This is a genomic window from Acinetobacter sp. ABJ_C4_1, from assembly GCF_044538495.1.
Taxonomy (GTDB): Bacteria; Pseudomonadota; Gammaproteobacteria; order Pseudomonadales; family Moraxellaceae; genus Acinetobacter; species Acinetobacter nosocomialis_A.
Genome location: NZ_JBIUCQ010000006.1, coordinates 46837 through 69441, shown reverse-complemented (window position 1 = coordinate 69441; position 22605 = coordinate 46837). Strand labels below are relative to the sequence as shown.

Here is a 22605-nt window from a genome sequence, read left to right as displayed (position 1 = left end):
TTCTTTTTATTCCTGAAAGATTTAAAAGGCGAAATGTTCCCGTGTCTTTTCCAGCTGACTCAGTGGGGTTAGTCACTCCGCAAAAGTTCCAATTTGAAGAACCCTTACATCTTGAATGTGGCCGTGTTTTACCACGCTTTGAGTTAATGGTTGAAACTTACGGCACTTTAAATGCAGATAAATCAAATGCTATTTTGATCTGTCATGCCCTTTCCGGACATCATCATGCAGCGGGTTATCACCATGAAGATGATAAAAAAGCTGGATGGTGGGATAGCTGTATTGGCCCGGGCAAGGCAATCGACACAAATAAATTTTTTGTAGTTGCACTCAACAATATTGGTGGATGTAGCGGGTCGACTGGTCCAACTTCACCAAACCCTGAAAATGATAATCGCCCTTATGGACCAGATTTTCCATTAGTAACGGTACGCGACTGGGTTAAAACTCAAGCGATGCTTTCTGACCGTTTAGGAGTAAGTGTTTGGTATGCAGTAGTTGGCGGATCATTAGGCGGCATGCAGGCACTACAATGGTCAGTAGACTACCCTGACCGTTTACAAAAATGTGTCGTCATTGCTAGCGCGCCAAAGCTTTCAGCACAGAATATTGCATTTAACGAGGTGGCACGTCAGTCCATCTTGTCTGACCCAGACTTCCATCATGGTCGTTATTTAGAAAATGATAGCTATCCAAAACGAGGCCTAATTTTGGCTCGTATGGTCGGCCATATTACCTATCTTTCTGAAGAAGCCATGAAGCAGAAATTTGGTCGTGATTTAAAATCTGGCAAGTTTATGTACGGTTTTGATGTCGAGTTTCAGGTCGAAAGCTATCTGCGTTATCAAGGTGAACAGTTTAGCCGTAACTTTGATGCCAATACTTATCTGATTATGACCAAAGCTTTGGATTATTTTGATCCATCACGTGAGTACGGTCATTCACTTACAGATGCGATGAGTAAAACCAAATGCCAGTTCTTAATTGTCTCGTTTACAACTGACTGGCGTTTTGCACCAAGTCGCTCACAAGAAATTGTAGATGCGCTCATTACCAACCATAAGCCGGTAAGTTACCTAGATATTGATGCTGAACAAGGTCATGACTCGTTTTTATTCCCGATTCCACTGTATGTCAAAACACTGCGCGCTTTCTTAGGCGGTGAAGAACATTTAAAATCGACATCACTGGAGGCAAGCTAATGCGTATTGATCAACAACTGGCAGAAAAGTGGATTAAACCCGGCTCTAGCGTACTCGATTTAGGGTGTGGTGACGGTGAATTACTCGCTCATATGAGCCAAAAGCATCAAATTCGTGCTTATGGTTTAGAAATTGATCAAGAAAAGATTGCAATTGCCGTCAGTCGCGGGTTAAATATTATTCAACAAGATTTGAATCTCGGTTTGAGCCGTTTTGCCGACCAGTCTTTTGACTATGTGGTCATGGCACAGGCTTTGCAAGCCGTAGATGCACCCGATGTTTTATTAAGAGACATGGTGCGTGTGGGAAAACAGGCCATTATTACTTTTCCAAACTTTGCACACTGGAAGACTCGCTCTTTTCTAGCATTAAAAGGGATGATGCCTGTATCGGATGCTCTACCATATATGTGGTATAACACCCCCAACATTCATTTATGTACGTTTAAAGATTTCGAAGCACTGTGTGCGGAAAATCAAATACAAATTATTAATCGACTCGCCGTCAATGGAAACCAGCAGGGAAGCCTGTTAAGCAAACATGTTCCGAATTTGTTTGGTGAAGTCGCTATTTATCGAGTGAGTGCACTATGAAAAAGACATTATTTAGCACACTAATTGCAGGACTGCTAAGTATGCAGGCTCATGCAGATTATATCGCCCAGCCACAATCGGTTGCGAGCCAGGCTGCGCGCTTCTCCACAATGGGGATTCATGACCTTCAAAAAGCAGCTCAAGCGGGCCAAGCTGGCGCACAATTTTATCTTGGAACACGTTACCAATACGGTAAAGATGTAGCAAAAGACGATAAACAAGCATTTACTTGGTTCAAAGCTGCTGCTGACCAAGGTTTATCACCAGCACAGTTAAATGTAGGCCGTATGTACGCCGACGGTATTGGTGTTAAGAAAGATGAGTCTATGGCTCGTAAGTATTTCGAAAAAGCTGCAAGTAACGGCGATAACCGTGCAAGCTATAACCTCGCGATGATGGAAGAGCAAAAGAAAAACTACGTAGGTGCTTACCAGTGGTATGAGCTTTCAACTCGTGATGGCATGCTAGACAATAAAGTGATTAGCTTATCTGAAGGTAAAAAGACGGCTCTTGCTGCAAACTTAACTCAAGAGCAAATTCGTATGGCACGCGACCGTGCGGATAAATGGATTCAAGCTCAATAATAATCCAGCAAACTTACTCGACTAAAACCACCTTATAGCACCTATAAGGTGGTTTTAGTTTTTAAGCTTCTAATTTTATATTCTATTTGTTTTACTCTGTATCCCCTTCCAAAAAACACGTAACATAACTGACGTTCAATATTGGTTATAAAGTTTGGTTATCTTATGTCTACCCCACATTGGTTTGATCAGGGCTCTTTAGTCCTTGCAAGTAATAACAAAGGTAAAGTCGCAGAGTTTGAAAAACTTTTTGAACAGCTTAAGTTACCTGTAGAAATTATTCCTCAGGGTCGCCTAAATATTCCCGACGCCATTGAAGACGGCTTAAGCTTTATTGAAAACGCCATTATTAAAGCACGTCATGCCTCTAAAATTTCAGGGAAACCTGCTATGGCTGATGACTCAGGGATTTGTGTTCCGGTTTTAGGTGGTGCACCTGGTATTTATTCAGCACGCTATGCTGGAGAACATGGTGACGACGCAGCGAATAATGCCAAATTATTAAATGACCTTCTGCCATACCGTAAAAATGGTGAAGCTATTGAAGGTATGTTTGTGTGCGTACTTGCTTTAGTGACTCATGCGGAAGACCCTTTGCCACAAATTTTCCAAGGTATTTGGCACGGCGAAATTTTAGAAGCTGCACGTGGTGAAAATGGTTTTGGTTATGACCCACTGTTCTGGTTACCAGAGCTACAAGTTTCTAGCGCTGAACTTTCTAAAGAAGATAAAAATAAGATTAGTCATCGTGGACAAGCGATGCAGTTATTTAGAGAGAGCTTGCAGAAGTAAAACTTTATATAGCATTTATTTAGTTTAACGTTAAAGCCATTTGCTATCGTGCTAGGCGACATGGATGTCGCCCGTCGAACTGCGACATCAAGGATATGTCGTCAGTTCGACAAATGGTTTTGTTACTTTTGACGAAACAAAAGTAAATATTGCCTATATACACAAAATAAGCATATAACCATTATTCAAAGGCCGTCTGGTCTAATCTCTTCCTTAGAAATAAAGATGTAAAAACACAGCATAAATCGCAATACACACACAACTCACAATCGTGCCTGAGGCAATATAAGCCGCAGATCTCCCCGTCCCTTGATAATGTGTTTCTAACGCCACAATATTGGCTGCTGGCGGCAGACAGAACATTAAAAACATCACCCCTATTTGCTGGTTTATATTTGGAATAGGTAAAAATCTATAAGTTAGTACACACAAAATAAAGCCACACGCGACTTTAAAGGCTTGAGCTTTTGTACTGTAAATTAAGTCTTTTGCATAAACTCTGGTACGGCGCAGCCACATTCCAAGCACACACATACCTGCAAAAGTCATTGCAAATTTAGCAACCTCATAAACCCAATGTATAGCAGGGCTTTCGATATGCTGGGCCCCTAAAAGTCTGAGCACAACAGCACAAAATATTGATATACAAGGTGGGGAAGTTAAAACCTTTTTTAATATATTGAGCTTACTTTGCGGTGCAGTAGTAACGGCAGTCACAGCCCAAGCATTTCCAAAAAGTGACATCCCAATATATAAAGCGACAATTGGAGCAGTTGCTTCAGGACCAAATAGAGCCATGGCAAAAGGAAAACCAAGCCATCCCATATTGGTATAGCTTACACAAAGGGCCAGTAAGCGGTCTTTAAATAAAGCTAAATAGGCAAAGAAAATAATAAAAGCCGACCCAAAACTAAAGAGCATTAAGCTCAAACTTCCCGATTGATAAAAGACCATGTTGTAAATGATCACAATCGGGATCAGGAGTCGTGCAAGCCAAGCTGAAAGAATAGGTTTTATGGTTTCCGCGATAGAGGTCTGAGCAAGTAAAAGTCCGGTGATAAATGCCAATACAGGCAGTAGTAATGCCACGCTCTCTCCTCTTGCTCATTAAAAACAGCTTGTTATGCTACACCTTTTGATTTTGAAGCGTATGATCTATTTCACGTAAATTGGTCTAAAACCTAAGTTAAATAAAATTTAAAATTACTCGGATAAATATCTTTAAAAATCTAACCGTAACTGACGACTTATAAATACTGTCTTAAAAATGAAATATAAGTGTCACATTCTTGTCATGGCAACCTGTTGATATAAAGCGAACTAAAAAGAGGTATAAAATCATGGCTGGTTTATCTATTTGGCATGTCGTTATTTTCGCAATTGTGGTTATTTTATTGTTCGGTACATCTAAATTAAAAAATATCGGTAAAGATGTTGGCGGTGCAGTAAGAGACTTTAAAAAATCAGTTCGTGAAGAAGACGAAGCTGCATCTTTAAATACTCCTCGTACAATCGATGCACAAGTTAAAACATCTGAAAGCACATCAGTGAAAAGCTAAAGGTTTGACCCATGCTTGATGTAGGAATGACAGAGCTACTCTGTTTTGCAATTATTGCAATTTTAGTTTTAGGTCCAGATAAGCTTCCCGAAGCTGCACGCTTTGCAGGCCGCTGGTATGTTCGACTAAAACGCTATATTACCAATCTGCAAAACGAGATTGATCAGGAGCTGCGTCTTTCTGAGTTCCGCAAAGAAATGCAAGAGGAACTTAACCGCATCGAAGCATTGGAACGAAAAGTACAACAGCAGCTTGAAGAAATACAAAAACAGCAGATTTCAGAACATTTAGAAGTTCCAGAAACGCCTAAAACAACACAAAAGCCTATTCGGAAATGTATTCCTATATCAGACCATTACAAAGTGCCGTATGTTGCCAAACTTACGCCATTAGTTCCTCAAACTGATATTTCAGAAACATCTCCTGTTGAATTGAAGATTGCCGTATGAACCAACTGCCTTCAACCACTGTAAATAGTCAAGAAAACCTAGACCAAATGCCAATCATGAATCATTTGGTGGTTTTAAGACGCCATTTATTCAGGATTGTAGGGGTAACATTATTCTTATTCTTTTGTTTACTACCCTTTCGAAATAATACTTACCAATTATTATCTGAGCCTTTAAGGTTACAACTTCCTGCGTCATCTTCAATGATTGCAACGGATGTAACAGCAACCTTTATGGCGCCATTTAAACTTAATTTATTTGTCGCACTTATGCTTGCAATGCCATTTATTCTTTATGAAATATGGTCTTTTGTTCGCCCAGCACTTTATCAAAAAGAACGCCATTTAGCGCTACCGTTACTGATCGGTAGTATTGTTCTATTTTATGCAGGTGTCGCTTTTGCTTATTACATTACCCTCCCGGCAATATTACATTTCTTTATTAGCGTTTCACCTGAAACAGTAGCGCCAATGACCGACATTAATAGTTATTTAAGCTTCTGTTTAAAGCTATTTTTAGTGTTTGGTGTCACTTTTGAAATTCCTATCGCAACCTTATTACTTATTTTAATTGGCGTAGTAAATACTCAAAGCCTTGCTGAAAAAAGACGTTTTATTATTGTGGGATGTTTTTTTGTTGCTATGTTTATTACACCCCCAGATGCGATTTCAATGGTGATGCTAGCGATTCCAATGTGGTTGCTTTTTGAAATAGGCCTACTGTTCGGTAAGATTCTTGAGAAGAGAAAAAGCCAGTCTGCTGAATAATCTAAAACTTCTCTTTAAAAGCCCAAATATTAAGATTTGGGCTTTTTACTTTTAAATCGTCTTAATTAATCAAATTATAAACTGTCTTCAAAGTGACTTAAAAATGTAAGAAAAGTGTCATTTCCAATCCATAGAATCGACTCAACAAATATACACACAAAAGTTACGGATTTATTATGACAACTGCTTCTAACCACCCAACACGTCGCGATATTTTAAAATGGTTTACGGGGATCCCTTTTCTTCCATTAGGTGCGATGGCTACGGCAGCAACGTTAGCAGGCTGTAATGACAGCAATAATGATTCAGATGTTGTTACTCCACCACCAACAGTAAACTTTAAAAATGCAACTTTCACTTCAATGGCTGCACCATCTTTAGCAAACCCAGCAGCGATGGCAACCACAACTGTTGCATCAAGCCTTTCAATTAGCTGGGAAGATGGCTCAAAAACTGACTATACATTAGCGTATAAGCCTTTCTTTACCACAGGTGATCTGGTTGCAGACGGTAAAGGTGGAAAAATTCTAGCGGGTGGTTATGTTGATATTAATAATCAACCAATTATTGATAAATCAAAACCAGGGCAAGAACGTCAATTCTTCTCTGACTGTCCAGATGGAAGCTCTTTAATTAGCTTTAAACAAGCAACTGGGCGTGACTTTACCGATGCAGACAAACAAGCTTTAGGTGTGACAGGTAATCCTGTATTTCACGTCGTTCAGTTTGAATATACGACTCGTGACCAAAGCTTAGCGTCTATGTATGGCTTACTACCATCTCCAATTGCGATTTTAACTTTAGACCAAGACCCTAAAACTGGTCATTTAACACTGGTTAAATACCACAATGTCGATACTTCTAAAGTAAACGGTTTATGGATTACTTGTGGTGCAAGCTTATCTCCATGGGGAACTCACCTTTCTAGTGAAGAATACGAACCAGACGCAAACAACGTTGCTGGAAGCTACTTACCAGTATTTAGCAAAAACTTATTTGGTGACAGTACCAAAGGTAACCCATACCACTACGGTCATTTACCAGAAGTGACTGTAAATACAGATGGTACAGGTTCAATCAAAAAACATTACTGTTTAGGTCGTATCTCGCACGAACTTATTCAAGTTATGCCAGATAACCGCACTGCATTGATGGGTGATGATGCAACGAATGGTGGTTTATTCATGTTTGTTGCCGATAAAGAAAAAGACTTATCTGCGGGTACGCTCTATGTTGCTAAATGGAAGCAAACCTCAGGTGTAGGCGCTGGTGCGGGTGATATTTCTTGGATTAACCTTGGTCATGCAACAAGTGCAGAAGTAAAAAGCTGGGCAGATCAATACAAGATTTCAGACTTGATGGATGTAAAAACTACAGATCCTCAAGATGCAAGCTATACCAAAATCCGTTATAGCGGCAAAAATAACTGGGTCAAACTTGTACCGGGTAAAGAGCGTGAAGCAGCTTTCCTAGAAACGCATCGTTATGCAGCTTTAGTGGGCGCAAGTATGGGCTTCACCAAGATGGAAGGCACAACTGTAAATATTAAAGACAAAATCGCATACTCTGCGATGTCTTATGTACAGTCTTCTATGGTTGATAAAACCACTGATATTCAAGTACAAGGTCCAAAAGCTGGTGCAGTTTATGCACACACTTTAAAAGGCAGCCAAGTTGACAACAAAGGTCAGCTCATTAACAGTGAATGGGTATCGACTCATATGGAACCGCCAGCAGCTTTAGTGGGCGAAGACCTTACAACTGCTGATGCTTTGGGTAACCTTGCAAATGCAGATAAAATTGCAAACCCAGATAACATTAAGTTCTCTGAAAACTTACGTACGCTCTTCATTGGTGAAGACAGTGGTATGCACGTAAATAACTTCTTATGGGCATATAACGTAGATACCAAACAATTAAGCCGTATCTTATCAACACCTGCTGGTGCTGAATCGACAGGTTTACATGCTGTAGATGCAGTGAATGGCTGGACTTATATCATGAGTAACTTCCAGCATCCGGGTGACTGGGAATCTCCATTACACGATAAAGTAAAAGCAACTCTTGATCCTCTTGTTCGTGCAAACTACAAAGATCGTTTTGCAGCGGCAGTTGGTTATATTACGGCTGACCCTCTAGCACCATCTGTTGTGAAGAAATAATTCTTACCGCAACTCAAAAGAAGCCTGCTTTATGCAGGTTTCTTTTATTTAAAAACCCCCATAAAAATAAAAAGTACTTTTCTTTTTGACTAAACGATCAAATTTTTCATTAAGTTATCATTAAAACGTCAAGACCTCGTCATATTCAAAACTTAAGCTAATCAAGACATTTAGAAAAACTTATTTTGAATTAGGAATTTAATATGAACGATTTGACCCCATATCATGAAGATCAGGAACTAGATAACAACACTTCGAACAATATTCACTTTCGTGATGTTTTAGACCAATACGTAAGTCGTCGTAGTCTCATTACTAAAGCAGCAAGCGGGGCTGTGGCATTAACTTTAGCCTCTACTTTAACGGGCTGTAATGATAATAACGATGACTCTAGCTCCAACAACGGTGGAACTGCTCCAGTCGATCCAAACAAAAAGCCAGAAAAACTTACCTTTACGCCAGTTGCTAAAAATTTAAATGATATTGTGACCGTACCAGAAGGTTATGAGGCAAATGTGATTTACGCTTTAGGTGACTCTATTAATCCTTCTTTTGGTGATTGGGACGATAACAATATTCCATCTGGTCCAAGCTTCCAGTTTCGCTCTGGCGACTGCCACGATGGTATGCACTATTTTGGTTTAAACACATCAACAAACCGTTTTGATGAAACTGTTTCAGCACAAGGTTTATTGGTGATGAACCACGAATACATCAACCAAACCTTTTTGCACCCTAAAGGTCCAACCAAAGTTGATGGACGCCGTCCTGAAGATGAAGTCATTCGCGAAACCAATGCTCATGGCGTTTCTGTAGTACATATTAAAAAAGACCCTGCTACACAAAAAGTAGAAGTTGTAAAAAACTCTATTTTTAATAGACGTATTACAGGCTCTACAGTCATGGACTTTGCAGGTGCAGCAGCAGGGTCTAACTTACTTTCAACGCGCTTTTCACCTGCTGGCCGTCAGACTCGTGGTACACACAATAACTGTGGTAATGGCTATACACCTTGGGGAACATACTTAACCACAGAAGAAAACTTTATCGGTTATTTTGCCCGCAGTACAACTGATGATGCGCTACGTGCTCCAGAAGAAATTATTGCCCTTAAACGCTATGGCCTTAAAGCAGGGTCGAGTTCGCGCTACGGCTGGGAAACCGCAATTGGTCAAGTAGAGGCACAAGACCTATATGACCGCTGGAATGCCGATGTAAAAGCAGCTCAAGCAACCCAAGATTACCGCAATGGTCCAAACACATTTGGCTGGATGGTCGAAATTGACCCATTTGATAACCGTCAAAATCCGGTTAAACGTACCTCATTAGGCCGTTTTGCCCATGAAGACAGTGCTTGTCGTGCCGTAGCAGGTCAACCAATCGCATTTTATATGGGTGATGACTCTCGTGGCGAATACATCTATAAGTTTGTTTCAACCGCAGTGTGGGACACAAAAGATATAAACGGCGGCTATGCAGCCGGTGACAAATACATGAACTCAGGTAAGTTGTATGTTGCCAAATTTAATAACGATGGTTCAGGTCAATGGATTGAACTTGCCTACGGTAAAAATGGTTTAAATGAAAGTAACACTACCTATCCATTTAAATCTCAGGCAGACGTAGTCACCTTTGCGCGTTTAGCAGCAGATTCAGTCGGTGCAACAAAAATGGACCGCCCAGAATGGGCAACCGTTAACCCGATTAATGGCGAAATCTATGTCACACTCACCAACAACTCAAACCGTGGTAAAGATTACCCTACAGATGCAGCCAACCCTCGTAACTATACCGACCTATATGCAGGCACAAAAGAACAAAAAGGAAATGTGAACGGCCATATCATTCGTTTTAGAGAAGTCGATGACAAAACCACTGCTGAAACCTTCAAGTGGGACATTTACTTATTTGGTGCAGAAGCTTCGATGGCTTCAAACATCAACTTGTCAGGTTTAACAGACAATAACGACTTTTCATCTCCAGATGGTATGTGGTTTGACCCACGCGGTGTTCTCTGGATTGAAACAGATGACGGTGCTTATACAGATGTCACCAACTGTATGATGCTTGCTGCCCTACCGGGTCAAATTGGTGATGGCGGTGCGGCAACTACATCAAATGGTCAGCAAACCATAACAGGCGCTAAAGTTACAGACGCAACATTACGCCGTTTCTTAGTCGGACCAAAGCAATGTGAAATTACTGGTATTGCCATGACACCGGACTATAAGGCAATTTTCATTAATGTTCAGCACCCTGGTGAAGACTCTCCAAGTTACGCAAAACCAGAAAGTAACTGGCCTGCCACACAAAAAGACCCAAACAATAAAACTGCGCGCCCCCGTTCAGCAACTGTAGTGATTACCCGTAAAGATGGCGGCGTTATTGCTGGTTAATGACGTCATTATTATAAAAATGCCGATCATTTGATCGGCATTTTGTTAACAATTTAGAAGTATCTGCTGCTGTACAATTTGGCCGCTATGTTCGCCTTGCTGGGTCTTTTCCAACCAAATCCATTCATTATTGGTCATTCTTAAAAAATTCGAACAACGTGTTCCATATACTGGGCTTTGAATAAAAGTCGATGACAATAACTCTTCCATTTCTGGTTGAATGCCCGTATTTGGCAACAATGCTGTGGTGACCTTGCGCTCATCTTCTAAAATATCCCACGCTGCATGTTGCAAGCTTAACTCTTCTGTTTTGTGCTGATGCATAGGCAAGAACTCTTGCGTAAAACGAGTTCTTAAATGTCTGGTTTTCTCCCAGTGATCGGACATTAAACCATTCGAAACCACATACACACCATTGGCTAATACTTGAGGAGCCTCACCACGGTTGCTCATGTAGACCGCTTGATCAGCAGTCCCCATAAAGAGGTTAAAACCAGCAAAGTTTTGTTGCCGTTGTTCTAATTGCTGAGCAAAACGAATCGGCAATAAATCAGACTCTAAAAAAGCCTGAACTAAATGACCACGAGAAGTCTCGTATTGCTGTTTATCACGTCCATCACGGAAATTAGTTAACACAGCCCATCGGCCCTGTGGCGTAACGCCCATCCAAGTGCCACCGGACTGTAAGTCTTGCCCTGCAATGATTGGTGTATGTTCCCATTGATGCAACAATGCGGTTGGTCGGTGATAAAACTCATCACGGTTTGAAATAAGACACAAGGGCATATCATCCAGAACATGCCATGCTAAAGCCACAATACACATTGATTCTTGTTCCCTATGTTTACACATTGAATGTACAACATTTTTCACATCATTCCGCTACAATCTGTCAAAACGTAAGATCAAGGAGCAGCAATGCTGACCTATCCTAATATCGATCCGGTCGCAATACATCTAGGACCTCTTCAAGTCCATTGGTATGGACTCATGTATTTATTGGCATTTTTATGTGCTTGGGGACTCGCTTCCTACCGTGCCAAACAGCGTGATGGCTGGACATCGGACATGGTTTCCGATCTGGTGTTTTATGGCGCTTTAGGTGTTGTGCTAGGCGGACGTATCGGCTATGTGCTTTTCTATGAATTTGATAAATTCCTTGAAAACCCAATCTGGTTATTCCAAGTCTGGACTGGCGGTATGAGCTTCCACGGCGGCTTCTTAGGCGTCATGATTGCAATGCTATTCTGGTGTAAAAAATATCAAAAAACATGGTTCCAAACACTCGACTTTATTGCCCCTTGTGTACCGACAGGCTTAATGTTCGGACGCTTCGGTAACTTTATTGGTGGAGAGTTATATGGCCGTGCGGTTACAGATCCGAATTATCCATTTGGAATGATTTTCCCAACGGATCCATTACATTTGGTTCGCCACCCTTCTCAAATTTATCAAGCACTTTGCGAAGGTCTAATTCTATTCATTATCTTGTGGTGGTTTAGTTCAAAACCTCGCCCACGTATGGCCGTTTCAGCGCTATTTTTAATGGGTTACGGCGTTGCACGTTTTGTAATGGAATTCTTCCGTCAACCCGATGCCGACCAAGGCTTTATTTTATTTGGTTGGATGACTAAAGGTCAGATTCTTACAGTTCCAATGTTGCTCATTGGCCTTTGGATGATGTGGTATGCCTATCAAAAGAAAATTTATGACTGGGGCCCACAAAAGAACAGTTAACATCTAAATCAGAGGAGTTTCGGCTCCTCTTTTTTATGCTACAGTTTTTATCTCCCAAGAAAGAAGATACACCATGCTGGAATTCTGGTTTAACAAGCAAGTCCCGACTTTTAAAAAATTAATCATTTTAATTATTACCCTCTTAATCTGTATTGGGTTATATCAATATCAACCATTGCCATTAGATACCATTTTAATGTTTACGGGAACTGGGGTTATTTTTTTAATCTGCCGTTACTTTAAATTGCATTTTGCTCAAAGCAATCCAACCGGTTTACTTTACCGCCTATTTACATGGGTGCCTATTGCCCTCTTGTTTGCTCTTATTTTTGTGAAAGCCATGCCGAACTTGCTTATTTGGGGCGTTCAAGGCATTGCATTTATGGCGCTTGCTGCTTTTATTTTTTCACCACAATCATTATTTAACAAATAGGCTCCCGTTTTATGTTGGCTTATTGGTACAACGCACCGCGTCACATCAAACTCATCTTCATTATTGCGGTTTGTGCTGCAATTTATATAGCCAATCAAGTCCAGCCTTTATCGCCGACTTATACTATTCTTAGCCTTGTGTTAGGTTTCGGGCTTCATTTCGGGCAATATTTACAAACAAAAATTCCAGCTCGTAGTTCATATAAATCTAACTTCCAGTTTCTGCTTAGAATTTACCCTTTCATTATTGTTGCTCTTGTTGTGTGGATGTTACCGCCTCAACACAATTGGATCGTAACGATACAAGCTTTAGGCTTTGTACTGGTTGGATTTTTTCTTGTTTCAATTTATCAAAATCGTGCCAAGCGTTTTGACTAATTATGCCTCCTGAAATGCCATAGAACTATTTTTAGATTTTCATCTTGAGCTACAACAGGTATCATCTTTGAGTATTTACACATTTATGTATTTACACATTTATGTATTTACACATTTATGTATTTACATATTTATGTATTTACACATTTATGTATTTACATATTTATGTATTTATACATTTATGTATTTATACATTTGAGTATTTATATATCATCTGACCTATCTTTCCCTTTTATTTGATGGAATTAATCCGAACTCGAGAGTGTTATGCGTGCATATTTAGACCTACTACAACATATCCTTGATAATGGCGGTGACAAAGGCGACCGTACAGGCACAGGAACCCGTTCTGTATTTGGTCATCAAATGCGTTTTGATCTCTCTAAAGGTTTTCCTTTACTCACCACAAAAAAAGTTCACTTCCGTTCTATTGTGATTGAGTTACTTTGGTTTTTAAAAGGCGACACCAACGTCCAATATCTAAAAGATAATAAAGTTTCAATTTGGGACGAATGGGCTACAGCAGAACAAACAGCTCGTTTTGGCCGCCCAGAACATGAACTAGGCCCAGTTTATGGCCACCAATGGCGTAATTTCGGCGCAACTAAAAATGCTGATGGTACTTATAATCAAGATGGTTTTGACCAAATTAAATGGTTAATTAACGAAATCAAAACTAACCCAAATTCGCGCCGTTTAATCGTTTCTGGCTGGAACCCGAATGAAGCTGGACAAGTTGCATTGCCACCTTGCCACACACTCTTCCAATTTTTCGTACAAGACAACAAATTGTCATGCCAGCTTTATCAACGTAGTGCTGACGTGTTCTTGGGCGTGCCATTTAATATTGCTAGTTATGCTCTACTCACTCATATGATTGCTCAAGTGTGCGGTTTAGGCGTAGGTGATTTTGTTTGGACAGGTGGCGATACGCATCTTTATGCCAACCATTTCGAGCAGGCACGACTACAATTAACACGTGAACCATTACCACTTTGCCAATTAAAACTTAATCCGGAAGTTAAAGACCTTTTCGATTTCAAATTTGAAGATATCGAGATTGTAGGTTACGAGTCACATCCAGCAATTAAAGCTCCGGTTGCAGTATAACGACGGCTTAAATTTCATTAGATTACGGTTTAGAGAATAAGATTATGGCATGGCAAAATGTAGAAGTTGTCCACGTTGTCGCAATGGACAAAAATCACTGTATTGGTAAAGGCAATGCGTTGCCATGGCATATCTCTGCCGACTTAAAACACTTTAAAGAAATCACCCAGCGTGGCGTGGTCATCATGGGCCGTAAAACCCTTGAGTCTATGGGCCGCGCTCTACCGAACCGTGTGAACTGGGTAATTACCCGTGATATTAACTGGCACTTTGACGGCGTAAAAATTGCGTATTCAATTGAAGATGCTTTAAACGCAGCTTTAGAAGACGCCAAAAACACCGAAAAGCAGGCGCTTTTCATCATTGGTGGTGGTGAAATATTTAAGCAAACCTTGTCAATTGCAGACCGTCTCGAGCTCACTCATGTTGACTTAGATGTACAAGGTGATGCACATTATCCAACTATACCGAGTGAATTTCATAAAACTGCGAGTGAGCAGCAAGTAGATGAAAAAACAGGAACTTCATTCGAATTTGCAACTTATAAAAAATAATTTTATGGCCGCCTATGCACAATATCGGAACACGTGAATTTATTATCGCCCTCCTCTTCGGCGCTTTACATGGTTTATTCACGTTGTTTATTGTGCTCTCCAGTATTTGGGTATGTTTAGCGCTTTGGGTGCAACAACCTTTTGGCTGGTTAGGCAGTCGCATTATTATCGGCATATGGATTGCCTTTGCATTAAGTATGGCTGGCTTATACTTCAATGGTCATATCATTAGCCGTCGTACAGATATCTTAATTTATCTTTTAGCTTTTGCTTGTTCTCTGGTTTGGTATTTCTCAATTACTGCGCGTCAAGACCGTGACTGGAACCCTGAAGTTGCCAATATGCTAAGTTACGAAAAACACGGCAACGTTGTTACTTTGCACAATGTACGTAACTTCAACTGGCATCCCGATGGTACTTATGACGCTCGCTGGGAAACCCGTACTTTTGACCTGAACCAGTTAAATGGCATAAATATTATTACCTCTTACTGGATGGGGCCACAAATTGCCCATACACTCGTCAGTTTCGAATTTAAGAATCAACAGCCTTTAGTTTTTTCAATCGAAATTCGAAAAGAAAAGACTGAGGAGTTTTCGGCAGTGGGTGGCTTTTTTAGAAAATATGAACTGAGCTTAATTGCATCTGATGAAAAAGATATTGTCTACACGCGTAGCAACATCCGTAAAGAGCAAGTTTATAATTTCCCAGTCAATATGCCACGCTCAGAACAAAAAGCGTTATTTTTAGAATATCTTAAAAAGTCAGATGAGCTACGTGCACAGCCAAAATGGTATAACACCCTCACAAGTAATTGTACAACCTTGATTTTTGATATGGTTCAAGCCATTAACCCATATCAGCTTCCTAAAGATTATCGGTTAATAGCCTCTGGTTATCTACCTAATTATTTATATGATCTTAAAGCGCTTAATCAAAATATTAGTTTAAAGCAGTGGTATCAAATCGCGCATATCAATCCACGTACTGAGCATTTTGAACAACTTTCAGATCAGAGTAGTGAACACTTCTCTCAAATTGTGCGACAAGGTTTACCCAAAGCTGACTAGAGTCTGCTTGATATTTTATAGACTCATTTTCGCTGACTATCAAAAGTACACTTTGATAGTCAGCGAAAATAATGTGCAAGAATCACAAAGTAACTCCATAACTTAAATTAACCAGTTTTCTAATAAAGGAAAATAATCATGACAGAAAAAATTACACCATTTAGTATTTCTAAAGTATTCAATGCACCTCGTGATCTTGTATTCAAGGTTCATACTGATATTAATCACTTACAAAATTGGATGAGTCCAAAAAATTTCAAAATCATTCATACCTCAATGGATTTTAGAGTTGGTGGAACTTATCACTATGGGTTAGAAGGACCCGATGGAACACAAATGTGGGGGAAGCAGGTGTTTCGTGAGATTGAACCTAATGAGCGATTAACGTTTATTCAATCTTTCTCAGACAAAGACGGTAACAACACACGACACCCTATGTCACCGACATGGCCCTTAGAAATGTTAGCAACCACAACTTTTGAAGATATTGATAATAAAACAAAAGTCACAATTACTTGGCAACCGTGGAACTCTGACGATATTGGGAATTCAACTTTTGATTCTGCTCGCGATGGAATGACACAAGGATTTAATGGCACACTCTCCAACTTAGAAGCATATCTAGAAACCCTTTAAATATAGAGGATCTGTTGGTGGCTATCGAAAACTAAATAAGTTATTCTCTTTTTCTTTACTTTTTTATACACGCTTTACTTTGTAATCTAGTTAGATAGACCCTATTGTAATAGGCAGGAAATAGAGGGAAAAACAATGCAACAGGCATTATTTGGCGGCGGCTGTTTTTGGTGCGTCGAAGCCGTATTTTTACAAATACGTGGTGTAGAAAAAGTAACAAGTGGTTATGCTGGTGGGCATACAACTCACCCAACCTATGAGCAAGTATGTCAAGGAGACACTCAGCATGCTGAAGTGGTCCTTATTGACTTTGATGAACAGCAAGTTACATATTCTCAGTTACTTGATGTCTTCTTTGCAACGCATGATCCAACGACTTTAAACCGCCAAGGTAATGATATTGGTACTCAGTACCGCTCTGTTATTTATTATTATAATGAAGAGCAAAAACAGGCAGCAGAACACACGATTCAAACGTTAAAAGATGACGATCTTGATATTGTGACTGAGCTGTCTCCTGTCCCGACATTCTATCCAGCCGAAGAATATCATCAGAATTACTATGCAAAGAACCCTTCACAAGGTTATTGCAACTTTGCGATTCCACCTAAGTTGCTCAAGCTGTATAGTAAATTCCAGCATCTGATGAAAGATCAATAAATCAGAGCAATAAAAAAGCAACCAAATTGGTTGCTTTTTTATTGAGTAAACTAAACTTTAGTTTTCACTGACAAAGGCAATATCGCTCAGTCCGGCTTCACTGGCGCGAGACATTACCTGAGCCACAGTATCGTACTTCGACTCTTTATCAGCACGAAGTTGAACGGTTGGTTTAACCGCACCTTGACCTGCTTCCTGGAAACGTTTTTGAAGCTCATCAAGGCTAATTACTTGAGTATCCCAAGCCACTTCACCATTTGCATTGATACTAATCGTAATTGCTTTTGGTGGTGGATCAATAATTTCAGCAGTTGTTTTAGGCAGTGTTAATGGAATCGATGGGTTGGCAACTGTTGCTGTGACCAAAAAGATGATCATTAACACCAACATAATGTCGATTAGCGGAATGAGGTTCATCTCATTTATGCCACTATCGTGGTCTTCACCCAATTGAAAAGCCATTAAGCTTGACCTCCAACATAACTTTGTTCTGCAGTTTTAACATCAGACTTTACAGTTGAGTCTTGCTGCAACATCGTATCAATTAATAAACTGTGTGCTTGATCTTGTAAATCATGAGCAAGACCACGATTAGCACGTACACAAATGTTATAAGCCAATACCGCAGGAATCGCAACTGCAAGACCAAGACCAGTCATAATAAGCGCTTCACCTACTGGTGTAGCCACTTGAGCCAATCCTGCTTGTCCGCTCTTACCTACAGCAACCAGCGCGTGGAAAATACCCCATACCGTACCAAACAAACCAACAAATGGTGCAATTGAAGCAATTGTTCCTAAAACAGAAATACCTTTCTCAGCATTGACTTTTTCAGCAGAAATTTGGCGCAATAATGCTTGCTCTGCAACTGCTTTACGCTGTTCAAAACTCAAAGGCTGTAACTTCGCTTTTAGCGAACTAATAGCTTTAGAGAGTTGAGCGTAAGCTTGTTGTTTTAGTTGGCGAGTCCCCATCAAACGTAAGATGAAAACTGTCCAAGTAGCAATCGACATTGCCAATAAGATGAAATACAGGGTTTTACTCACTGCATCTGCATGTTGCCAATAGATTGAAAAGTTCATATTCGAACTCCTGATTAAGGTTAGCCGTTGGGACTCAAATTTCGTTTAAGGGGTTAAATCAAACGGTTGCTCTGCTTTAATTGGATAAGCAACACCGTTTTCCATATAAGGTTTAAATTTTGCACCACGTACAGCACGGACTACTTTGTCATCTAGACTTGAAATGCCGCTGCTTCGGGTTACGCGCACATTGGTAATCTTGCCTTTTTCATCGGCTTCAATGAGTACAACAACTGAACGCGCTTCGCCTTGTAAATCTTTTGGTGAAACAGTCAAACGTGGTGAGCGACTCCACTGCACACCTGAACCACCAATTGAAACGCGTTTTGGTGATGGATCTGGCGCAGGTTGAGCTTTAGGTGCTTCTTGTACCACTGGTTTTGGCTTTTCAACGACTTTTTCAGTCACAGTAGTCGTTGGAGTAACTACTTTTGGTTCAACTTTAGGTTCTGTCTTTACTGTTTGTTTAGGAGTTTCAGCCTTTTTCACCTGCTGAATTTTTTCCACTGGTTTAGGTGGAATCACAGGTTTCTCAACAACCTTTACCTCTTTCACTTCTTTTTTGGGTTCCGGCTTTTTAGGCGGTTCTTTTGGTTTCGGTGGTAAAGGTTTTGGTTGTTCTTGAATTTTTACAAAGCGGACTTGTAAAGGCTTCTTGTCAATTGGCTTTAGTTCAGCAGGCTTAATGTGGCTAACTGCCCATAAGACCCCGATATGACCAATTGCAACCGCAATTAGCGCCGTGATGACTTTCTTTTTCATCGGATTGGGAGAGTTTAAGGCTGCGGAAGATTGACTCATAAGAATCTAATTACCTAATGGATGATGATCTCGACTTCAATTTATAGAAACGATTTCAAACATCGGATAGAACAATAAAGTGCCACAATAATAAATGAGAAGTGTTTTCATTTGCAACTAATTTTTTGCGAAAAACATTTCCTAGTATTGTGCAATCTAACTTCATAAAGTGATATCACCTTACTTTTCTCATGCTTAGACAACACACTAAAATTTGTTAGTTCCATAGACTACTTATCAAATCGTGCTCAACTTAAAAAGACATTAAGTAGTTACAATATTGAGAATAACCAATAGAACATCAAATTAAGGTTATGTTATAACATTTTAAATTTATTTTAGCCATAAAAAAGCACACTCAAAAGTGTGCTTTTAAAAATATAAGCTAATTAGAAAACAACTGTCTTATTACCATCTACAATAATGCGGTCTTCCAAATGCCATTTAACAGCACGAGCCAATACATTACGTTCTACATCTTCACCAAGCTCACGTAACTGCTCAACGTTATAATCATGGCTTACACGTTCAACGTCTTGCTCAATAATCGGGCCTTGGTCTAGGTCAGCAGTCACATAGTGAGCTGTTGCACCAATCAACTTCACACCTTTTTCATAGGCTTGCTTATATGGGTTTGCCCCAACGAAAGCAGGTAAGAATGAATGGTGAATATTGATGATTTTCATTTCCCATTTTGCAACAAAATCTTCGCTTAAAATCTGCATGTAACGTGCAAGAACTAATAAGTCGTTACCTTGCATCATTTCATCAATTTGAGCATAAGCTTCGGCTTTATTGTCTTTGGTTACTTTAATTACAGTAAACGGAATACCAAAGTTCTCAACAGATTCACGTAAATCTTCATGGTTAGAAATCACATGCGTAATTTCACAAGGTAAAGAACCACGCGCATGACGCCATAATAACTCAAGCAAAGCATGGTCGACTTTAGAAACTAAAATACCAACCTTTTTAATTTCGTTTACGAAAGCAAGACGCCATTGCATGCCATAACGTTCAGCAACGTTGGCAGCAAATGTTTGAATTAATGCATCTTTACGCGACTGTAAATGATCAAGTTCAAATTCAACACGCATGAAATAACGTCCGCCTTGAGCTTCCGTCGCATATTGATCAAGCGCGGTAATGTTTGCACCTTGATGGTACAAAAAGCTCGATACAGCCTGTACGATCCCAGGCTTGTCTTCACAAGTAATCAGTAAACGGGCTGTATTGGCAGTGGTCATATTCATTTTGTTAATATCACTTAATTGAGACAAATTTTTAATAAGCCGAGTATTCTAGCGCTCTAAATAAGCAAGCACAACTATTCATCTTTTAAGGATGACAAGCTTGCAAAAAGATCAGAAGGTCCAAGTGATTCGAGCAATTGTTCATAAGTCGCACGGCTTTCACCCATTAAATAAGGGCCCTCTAAGAAAACCATTTGGCGTAATGCTTGCCAAACCCATTTTTCCTCAAGGTGGTTATTGTCACTAATGTGTCCGGACATATATAAAAAGTTGGTCCAGTTGGTTAAGACAATCCAAAGGTTAATAATGAGTGCTTCAATTTCGGAAGCTGTCATTTTCATAAGACCCGCATCGACAAAGGCCTGATAAATTCTTTGTCCTTGCTGCATCACCTGTCCCGCAAAGCGCGGATAGATCTTCTTAAAGTCTTCGTTACTTTCAACTAAGTGATAAACATCGCGATGAATAAAGCGATAGTTCCACAACTGACCGCTGAGCACCTGAAAATAATTAATTTTGTCGTTGGTGGTTAATGGTCTGTCTTCAGGTAAAGAGAGCATTTCTAAAGTCTCGACCTGATACTGATACATTAATTCCTTAATAATTTCATGCTTGTTTCGAAAGTGATAATACAAGTTTCCAGGACTGATCCCCAGCTCTGCAGCAATATGATTGGTAGTGACAGACCGTTCGCCACGCTCATTAAAGAGCTGCAAACTGATTTGTAAAATCCGGTCTTTTGTCTTCAGAGCTTTAGGTAGAGACATTTTAATAACCTTCGTTAATTCATATGGTTAAGACTTGCACACAGAAACCAACTTGACTCTTTAGAGTATTTACTCTAAAAAATAAGTATATCAGTATATTTGGTAAGTACCGATGAACAGTCAAACAAAAACAAATCCAGAGACTCAGGTTCCTTATGATGTTAAGCATTTACAAGATTTGCTTGAGCAGCAAAAGATTGCCTACTTACGTCATCCGGTACCCACTGCTAAAGAGCGTATTGATCGTTTAGCTCGTCTTAAAAAAGTCTTGGTAAAATATCAAGATCAGATTGCCGAAGCAATTAACCTTGATTATGGCAATCGTGCCATTATGGAAACCAAAATTGGTGAGTTACTTACTTGTCTTGAACAAATCAAGTATTACAGTAAGAACCTAACCGGATGGATGAAACCATCAAAACGCCATATCAGTGTATTACATCAGCCAGCAAAAGGTTGGGTACAATATCAACCAATGGGTGTAATTGGCATTATTACACCATGGAACTACCCGTTACTACTGTCTGTTGGTCCACTCATCTGTGCTTTGGCTGCCGGCAACCATGCCATGATCAAAATTTCGAGTGCATCTCCAAATTTTGGACAGATTCTTGAAAATGCACTTTCTGAAGCTTTCCCACAAGAACTGGTTGCTGTAGTAAACGGCGGTGGCGTCATTTCTGATGCATTTAGTCATTTGCCTTTTGACAAAATGATTTTCACAGGCTCGACTTCTGTTGGCAAAACAGTCATGACAGCTGCGGCTCAAAACCTTGTGCCGGTTATTCTTGAGTTGGGTGGTAAATCCCCTGCTCTGGTACATGCTTCTGTAGATATGAAAGATGTCGCACAGCGTATTGCTGTGGGTAAACTATGGAATGCAGGCCAAACTTGCGTTGCACCAGACCATATTTTTTTGCCACGCGGGAAAACTGCCGAGTTTATCGAGAACTTTAAATTGATTGTGGCTGGAATGTATCCTCATTTCCGCAATAACCAAGACTACACTTCTATTATTAATGATAAACAGTACAACCGGATTCAAGGTTATCTTGAAAATGCCCGTGATCAGGGTGCTCGTATTGTTGAAATCAATCCGCAAAATGAAATTTTAGATGATGTCCGCAAAATTCCACCAACTTTAGTGACTGGTGTAACGACTGCAATGGATATCATGCAAAATGAAATTTTTGGCCCTGTGCTACCAATTTTAGAATATGACCAAATAGAAGAGGTCATTGAGTTCATTAATAGTCGTCCACGTCCTTTAGCAATGTATTATTTTGACTATGATCAGGCACGCGCTGATTACATCTCTCAGCATACTCATTCAGGACATTTCGGAATTAACATGGTCATTACCCATGTTGCTCAAGATGACTTGCCATTTGGCGGAATTGGGGCATCAGGTATGGGCAAATATCACGGACCAGAAGGCTTTTTTGGGCTTTCACATGAACGTTCGGTGATGTCAAATCCAAAACTTTATAGCCTGAAATACATTCTTCCACCGTTCAATAAACCAATTCATCGCTTCATTTCGAAAACCTTGTTGCGTTAACTGATCAAGGCATGATCTGTTACACTAGATCATGCCTCGTTTTTACCAATTTCGCTTGTC

25 protein-coding genes are annotated in these 22605 nt (G+C 40.0%); 18 read left to right on the top strand and 7 right to left on the bottom strand.

What is annotated here, in order from left to right:
- Positions 1-41 precede the first annotated feature (41 nt).
- From ACIF8R_RS09550 to rdgB, 4 genes are all read left to right on the top strand, one after another.
- Entirely contained in the window at positions 42-1202 is a 1161-nt protein-coding gene (locus ACIF8R_RS09550) for a homoserine O-acetyltransferase (RefSeq protein WP_304456503.1), read from the top strand.
- Positions 1202-1795, top strand: a complete 594-nt coding sequence (metW, locus tag ACIF8R_RS09545; RefSeq protein ID WP_001217230.1) for a methionine biosynthesis protein MetW — start codon at positions 1202-1204, stop codon at positions 1793-1795. The genes ACIF8R_RS09550 and metW overlap by 1 nt, the downstream gene beginning before the upstream one ends.
- The gene (locus tag ACIF8R_RS09540) at positions 1792-2379 is read left to right on the top strand and encodes a tetratricopeptide repeat protein (protein ID WP_000751694.1); all 588 of its coding nucleotides are present in this window, start codon (positions 1792-1794) and stop codon (positions 2377-2379) included. The genes metW and ACIF8R_RS09540 overlap by 4 nt, the downstream gene beginning before the upstream one ends.
- Positions 2380-2544: 165 nt before the next feature.
- On the top strand, positions 2545-3171 hold the full coding sequence (gene rdgB, locus ACIF8R_RS09535; protein ID WP_057070025.1) for an RdgB/HAM1 family non-canonical purine NTP pyrophosphatase: 627 nt from the start codon (positions 2545-2547) through the stop codon (positions 3169-3171).
- Positions 3172-3384: 213 nt separating this feature from the next.
- On the opposite strand, the gene ACIF8R_RS09530 is transcribed toward rdgB, so the two are convergent.
- Positions 3385-4260 (bottom strand): AEC family transporter, encoded by an 876-nt coding sequence (locus ACIF8R_RS09530; protein ID WP_396480428.1) that lies wholly within the window; start codon positions 4258-4260, stop codon positions 3385-3387.
- 251 nt (positions 4261-4511) lie between these two features.
- Between ACIF8R_RS09530 and ACIF8R_RS09525 the strand changes: the two genes are divergently transcribed.
- From ACIF8R_RS09525 to ACIF8R_RS09505, 5 genes are all read left to right on the top strand, one after another.
- Positions 4512-4730, top strand: a complete 219-nt coding sequence (locus ACIF8R_RS09525; protein WP_002053267.1) for a Sec-independent protein translocase subunit TatA — start codon at positions 4512-4514, stop codon at positions 4728-4730.
- 11 nt (positions 4731-4741) lie between these two features.
- Complete coding sequence (gene tatB, locus ACIF8R_RS09520; protein WP_311069544.1) at positions 4742-5179, top strand: Sec-independent protein translocase protein TatB; 438 nt, start codon at positions 4742-4744, stop codon at positions 5177-5179.
- Positions 5176-5946 carry a twin-arginine translocase subunit TatC gene (tatC, locus tag ACIF8R_RS09515; RefSeq protein WP_263612878.1) on the top strand — a complete coding sequence of 257 codons (771 nt, stop codon included), beginning with the start codon at positions 5176-5178 and terminating at the stop codon, positions 5944-5946. Before tatB ends, tatC begins: the two co-directional genes overlap by 4 nt.
- 176 nt (positions 5947-6122) lie before the next feature.
- Positions 6123-8108 carry a PhoX family protein gene (locus ACIF8R_RS09510; protein WP_396480426.1) on the top strand — a complete coding sequence of 662 codons (1986 nt, stop codon included), beginning with the start codon at positions 6123-6125 and terminating at the stop codon, positions 8106-8108.
- 203 nt (positions 8109-8311) lie between these two features.
- Positions 8312-10504, top strand: a complete 2193-nt coding sequence (locus tag ACIF8R_RS09505) for a PhoX family protein (protein ID WP_396480424.1) — start codon at positions 8312-8314, stop codon at positions 10502-10504.
- Positions 10505-10549: 45 nt separating this feature from the next.
- On the opposite strand, the gene ACIF8R_RS09500 is transcribed toward ACIF8R_RS09505, so the two are convergent.
- Positions 10550-11329 carry an NRDE family protein gene (locus ACIF8R_RS09500; RefSeq protein WP_396480561.1) on the bottom strand — a complete coding sequence of 260 codons (780 nt, stop codon included), beginning with the start codon at positions 11327-11329 and terminating at the stop codon, positions 10550-10552.
- Positions 11330-11422: 93 nt separating this feature from the next.
- Here ACIF8R_RS09500 and lgt point away from each other — a divergent pair, with 93 nt between their 5' ends.
- From lgt to msrA, 8 genes are all read left to right on the top strand, one after another.
- Positions 11423-12241: a prolipoprotein diacylglyceryl transferase gene (lgt, locus tag ACIF8R_RS09495; protein ID WP_200000190.1), complete on the top strand. Its 819-nt coding sequence runs from the start codon at positions 11423-11425 to the stop codon at positions 12239-12241.
- Positions 12242-12314: 73 nt separating this feature from the next.
- Positions 12315-12674, top strand: coding sequence for a hypothetical protein (locus ACIF8R_RS09490; protein ID WP_209048604.1), 360 nt, complete (start codon positions 12315-12317; stop codon positions 12672-12674).
- 11 nt (positions 12675-12685) lie between these two features.
- Complete coding sequence (locus ACIF8R_RS09485) at positions 12686-13051, top strand: hypothetical protein (RefSeq protein WP_396480422.1); 366 nt, start codon at positions 12686-12688, stop codon at positions 13049-13051.
- Between the two features lie 267 nt (positions 13052-13318).
- Positions 13319-14161, top strand: a complete 843-nt coding sequence (gene thyA / locus ACIF8R_RS09480; protein WP_002115009.1) for a thymidylate synthase — start codon at positions 13319-13321, stop codon at positions 14159-14161.
- Positions 14162-14205: 44 nt separating this feature from the next.
- Complete coding sequence (locus ACIF8R_RS09475) at positions 14206-14715, top strand: dihydrofolate reductase (RefSeq protein ID WP_396480420.1); 510 nt, start codon at positions 14206-14208, stop codon at positions 14713-14715.
- A 14-nt stretch (positions 14716-14729) separates the two neighbouring features.
- On the top strand, positions 14730-15785 hold the full coding sequence (locus ACIF8R_RS09470; RefSeq protein WP_396480418.1) for a DUF4105 domain-containing protein: 1056 nt from the start codon (positions 14730-14732) through the stop codon (positions 15783-15785).
- Positions 15786-15923: 138 nt separating this feature from the next.
- Entirely contained in the window at positions 15924-16421 is a 498-nt protein-coding gene (locus ACIF8R_RS09465) for an SRPBCC domain-containing protein (RefSeq protein WP_396480416.1), read from the top strand.
- Between the two features lie 135 nt (positions 16422-16556).
- Positions 16557-17081, top strand: coding sequence for a peptide-methionine (S)-S-oxide reductase MsrA (gene msrA, locus ACIF8R_RS09460; RefSeq protein ID WP_396480414.1), 525 nt, complete (start codon positions 16557-16559; stop codon positions 17079-17081).
- A gap of 57 nt (positions 17082-17138) precedes the next feature.
- Here the strand turns inward: msrA and ACIF8R_RS09455 are convergent, their stop codons facing one another.
- The 5 genes from ACIF8R_RS09455 to ACIF8R_RS09435 form a co-directional block, all read right to left on the bottom strand.
- Positions 17139-17543 (bottom strand): biopolymer transporter ExbD, encoded by a 405-nt coding sequence (locus ACIF8R_RS09455; RefSeq protein ID WP_002053449.1) that lies wholly within the window; start codon positions 17541-17543, stop codon positions 17139-17141.
- On the bottom strand, positions 17543-18163 hold the full coding sequence (locus tag ACIF8R_RS09450) for a MotA/TolQ/ExbB proton channel family protein (RefSeq protein ID WP_002053291.1): 621 nt from the start codon (positions 18161-18163) through the stop codon (positions 17543-17545). The genes ACIF8R_RS09455 and ACIF8R_RS09450 overlap by 1 nt, the downstream gene beginning before the upstream one ends.
- Positions 18164-18208: 45 nt before the next feature.
- Positions 18209-18964 (bottom strand): energy transducer TonB, encoded by a 756-nt coding sequence (locus ACIF8R_RS09445; protein WP_263612871.1) that lies wholly within the window; start codon positions 18962-18964, stop codon positions 18209-18211.
- 389 nt (positions 18965-19353) lie between these two features.
- Complete coding sequence (purU, locus tag ACIF8R_RS09440) at positions 19354-20217, bottom strand: formyltetrahydrofolate deformylase (RefSeq protein ID WP_005066088.1); 864 nt, start codon at positions 20215-20217, stop codon at positions 19354-19356.
- A gap of 74 nt (positions 20218-20291) precedes the next feature.
- Entirely contained in the window at positions 20292-20984 is a 693-nt protein-coding gene (locus ACIF8R_RS09435) for a TetR/AcrR family transcriptional regulator (protein WP_002053350.1), read from the bottom strand.
- Between the two features lie 112 nt (positions 20985-21096).
- Here ACIF8R_RS09435 and ACIF8R_RS09430 point away from each other — a divergent pair, with 112 nt between their 5' ends.
- A complete protein-coding gene (locus ACIF8R_RS09430; protein ID WP_396480412.1) occupies positions 21097-22545 on the top strand; it encodes a coniferyl aldehyde dehydrogenase in 1449 nt (482 codons plus the stop codon).
- Positions 22546-22605 lie beyond the last annotated feature (60 nt).

What these genes read in the sequence shown, in the direction of transcription:
- metW (WP_001217230.1), top strand. Translation starts at nt 1,202, where the DNA reads ATGCGTATTGATCAACAACTGGCAGAAAAGTGGATTAAACCCGGCTCT.
- ACIF8R_RS09540 (WP_000751694.1), top strand. Translation starts at nt 1,792, where the DNA reads ATGAAAAAGACATTATTTAGCACACTAATTGCAGGACTGCTAAGTATG.
- rdgB (WP_057070025.1), top strand. Translation starts at nt 2,545, where the DNA reads ATGTCTACCCCACATTGGTTTGATCAGGGCTCTTTAGTCCTTGCAAGT.
- ACIF8R_RS09525 (WP_002053267.1), top strand. Translation starts at nt 4,512, where the DNA reads ATGGCTGGTTTATCTATTTGGCATGTCGTTATTTTCGCAATTGTGGTT.
- tatB (WP_311069544.1), top strand. Translation starts at nt 4,742, where the DNA reads ATGCTTGATGTAGGAATGACAGAGCTACTCTGTTTTGCAATTATTGCA.
- tatC (WP_263612878.1), top strand. Translation starts at nt 5,176, where the DNA reads ATGAACCAACTGCCTTCAACCACTGTAAATAGTCAAGAAAACCTAGAC.
- ACIF8R_RS09510 (WP_396480426.1), top strand. Translation starts at nt 6,123, where the DNA reads ATGACAACTGCTTCTAACCACCCAACACGTCGCGATATTTTAAAATGG.
- ACIF8R_RS09505 (WP_396480424.1), top strand. Translation starts at nt 8,312, where the DNA reads ATGAACGATTTGACCCCATATCATGAAGATCAGGAACTAGATAACAAC.
- ACIF8R_RS09500 (WP_396480561.1), bottom strand. Translation starts at nt 11,329, where the DNA reads ATGTGTATTGTGGCTTTAGCATGGCATGTTCTGGATGATATGCCCTTG.
- lgt (WP_200000190.1), top strand. Translation starts at nt 11,423, where the DNA reads ATGCTGACCTATCCTAATATCGATCCGGTCGCAATACATCTAGGACCT.
- ACIF8R_RS09490 (WP_209048604.1), top strand. Translation starts at nt 12,315, where the DNA reads ATGCTGGAATTCTGGTTTAACAAGCAAGTCCCGACTTTTAAAAAATTA.
- ACIF8R_RS09485 (WP_396480422.1), top strand. Translation starts at nt 12,686, where the DNA reads ATGTTGGCTTATTGGTACAACGCACCGCGTCACATCAAACTCATCTTC.
- thyA (WP_002115009.1), top strand. Translation starts at nt 13,319, where the DNA reads ATGCGTGCATATTTAGACCTACTACAACATATCCTTGATAATGGCGGT.
- ACIF8R_RS09475 (WP_396480420.1), top strand. Translation starts at nt 14,206, where the DNA reads ATGGCATGGCAAAATGTAGAAGTTGTCCACGTTGTCGCAATGGACAAA.
- ACIF8R_RS09470 (WP_396480418.1), top strand. Translation starts at nt 14,730, where the DNA reads ATGCACAATATCGGAACACGTGAATTTATTATCGCCCTCCTCTTCGGC.
- ACIF8R_RS09465 (WP_396480416.1), top strand. Translation starts at nt 15,924, where the DNA reads ATGACAGAAAAAATTACACCATTTAGTATTTCTAAAGTATTCAATGCA.
- msrA (WP_396480414.1), top strand. Translation starts at nt 16,557, where the DNA reads ATGCAACAGGCATTATTTGGCGGCGGCTGTTTTTGGTGCGTCGAAGCC.
- ACIF8R_RS09455 (WP_002053449.1), bottom strand. Translation starts at nt 17,543, where the DNA reads ATGGCTTTTCAATTGGGTGAAGACCACGATAGTGGCATAAATGAGATG.
- ACIF8R_RS09450 (WP_002053291.1), bottom strand. Translation starts at nt 18,163, where the DNA reads ATGAACTTTTCAATCTATTGGCAACATGCAGATGCAGTGAGTAAAACC.
- ACIF8R_RS09445 (WP_263612871.1), bottom strand. Translation starts at nt 18,964, where the DNA reads ATGAGTCAATCTTCCGCAGCCTTAAACTCTCCCAATCCGATGAAAAAG.
- purU (WP_005066088.1), bottom strand. Translation starts at nt 20,217, where the DNA reads ATGAATATGACCACTGCCAATACAGCCCGTTTACTGATTACTTGTGAA.
- ACIF8R_RS09435 (WP_002053350.1), bottom strand. Translation starts at nt 20,984, where the DNA reads ATGTCTCTACCTAAAGCTCTGAAGACAAAAGACCGGATTTTACAAATC.
- ACIF8R_RS09430 (WP_396480412.1), top strand. Translation starts at nt 21,097, where the DNA reads ATGAACAGTCAAACAAAAACAAATCCAGAGACTCAGGTTCCTTATGAT.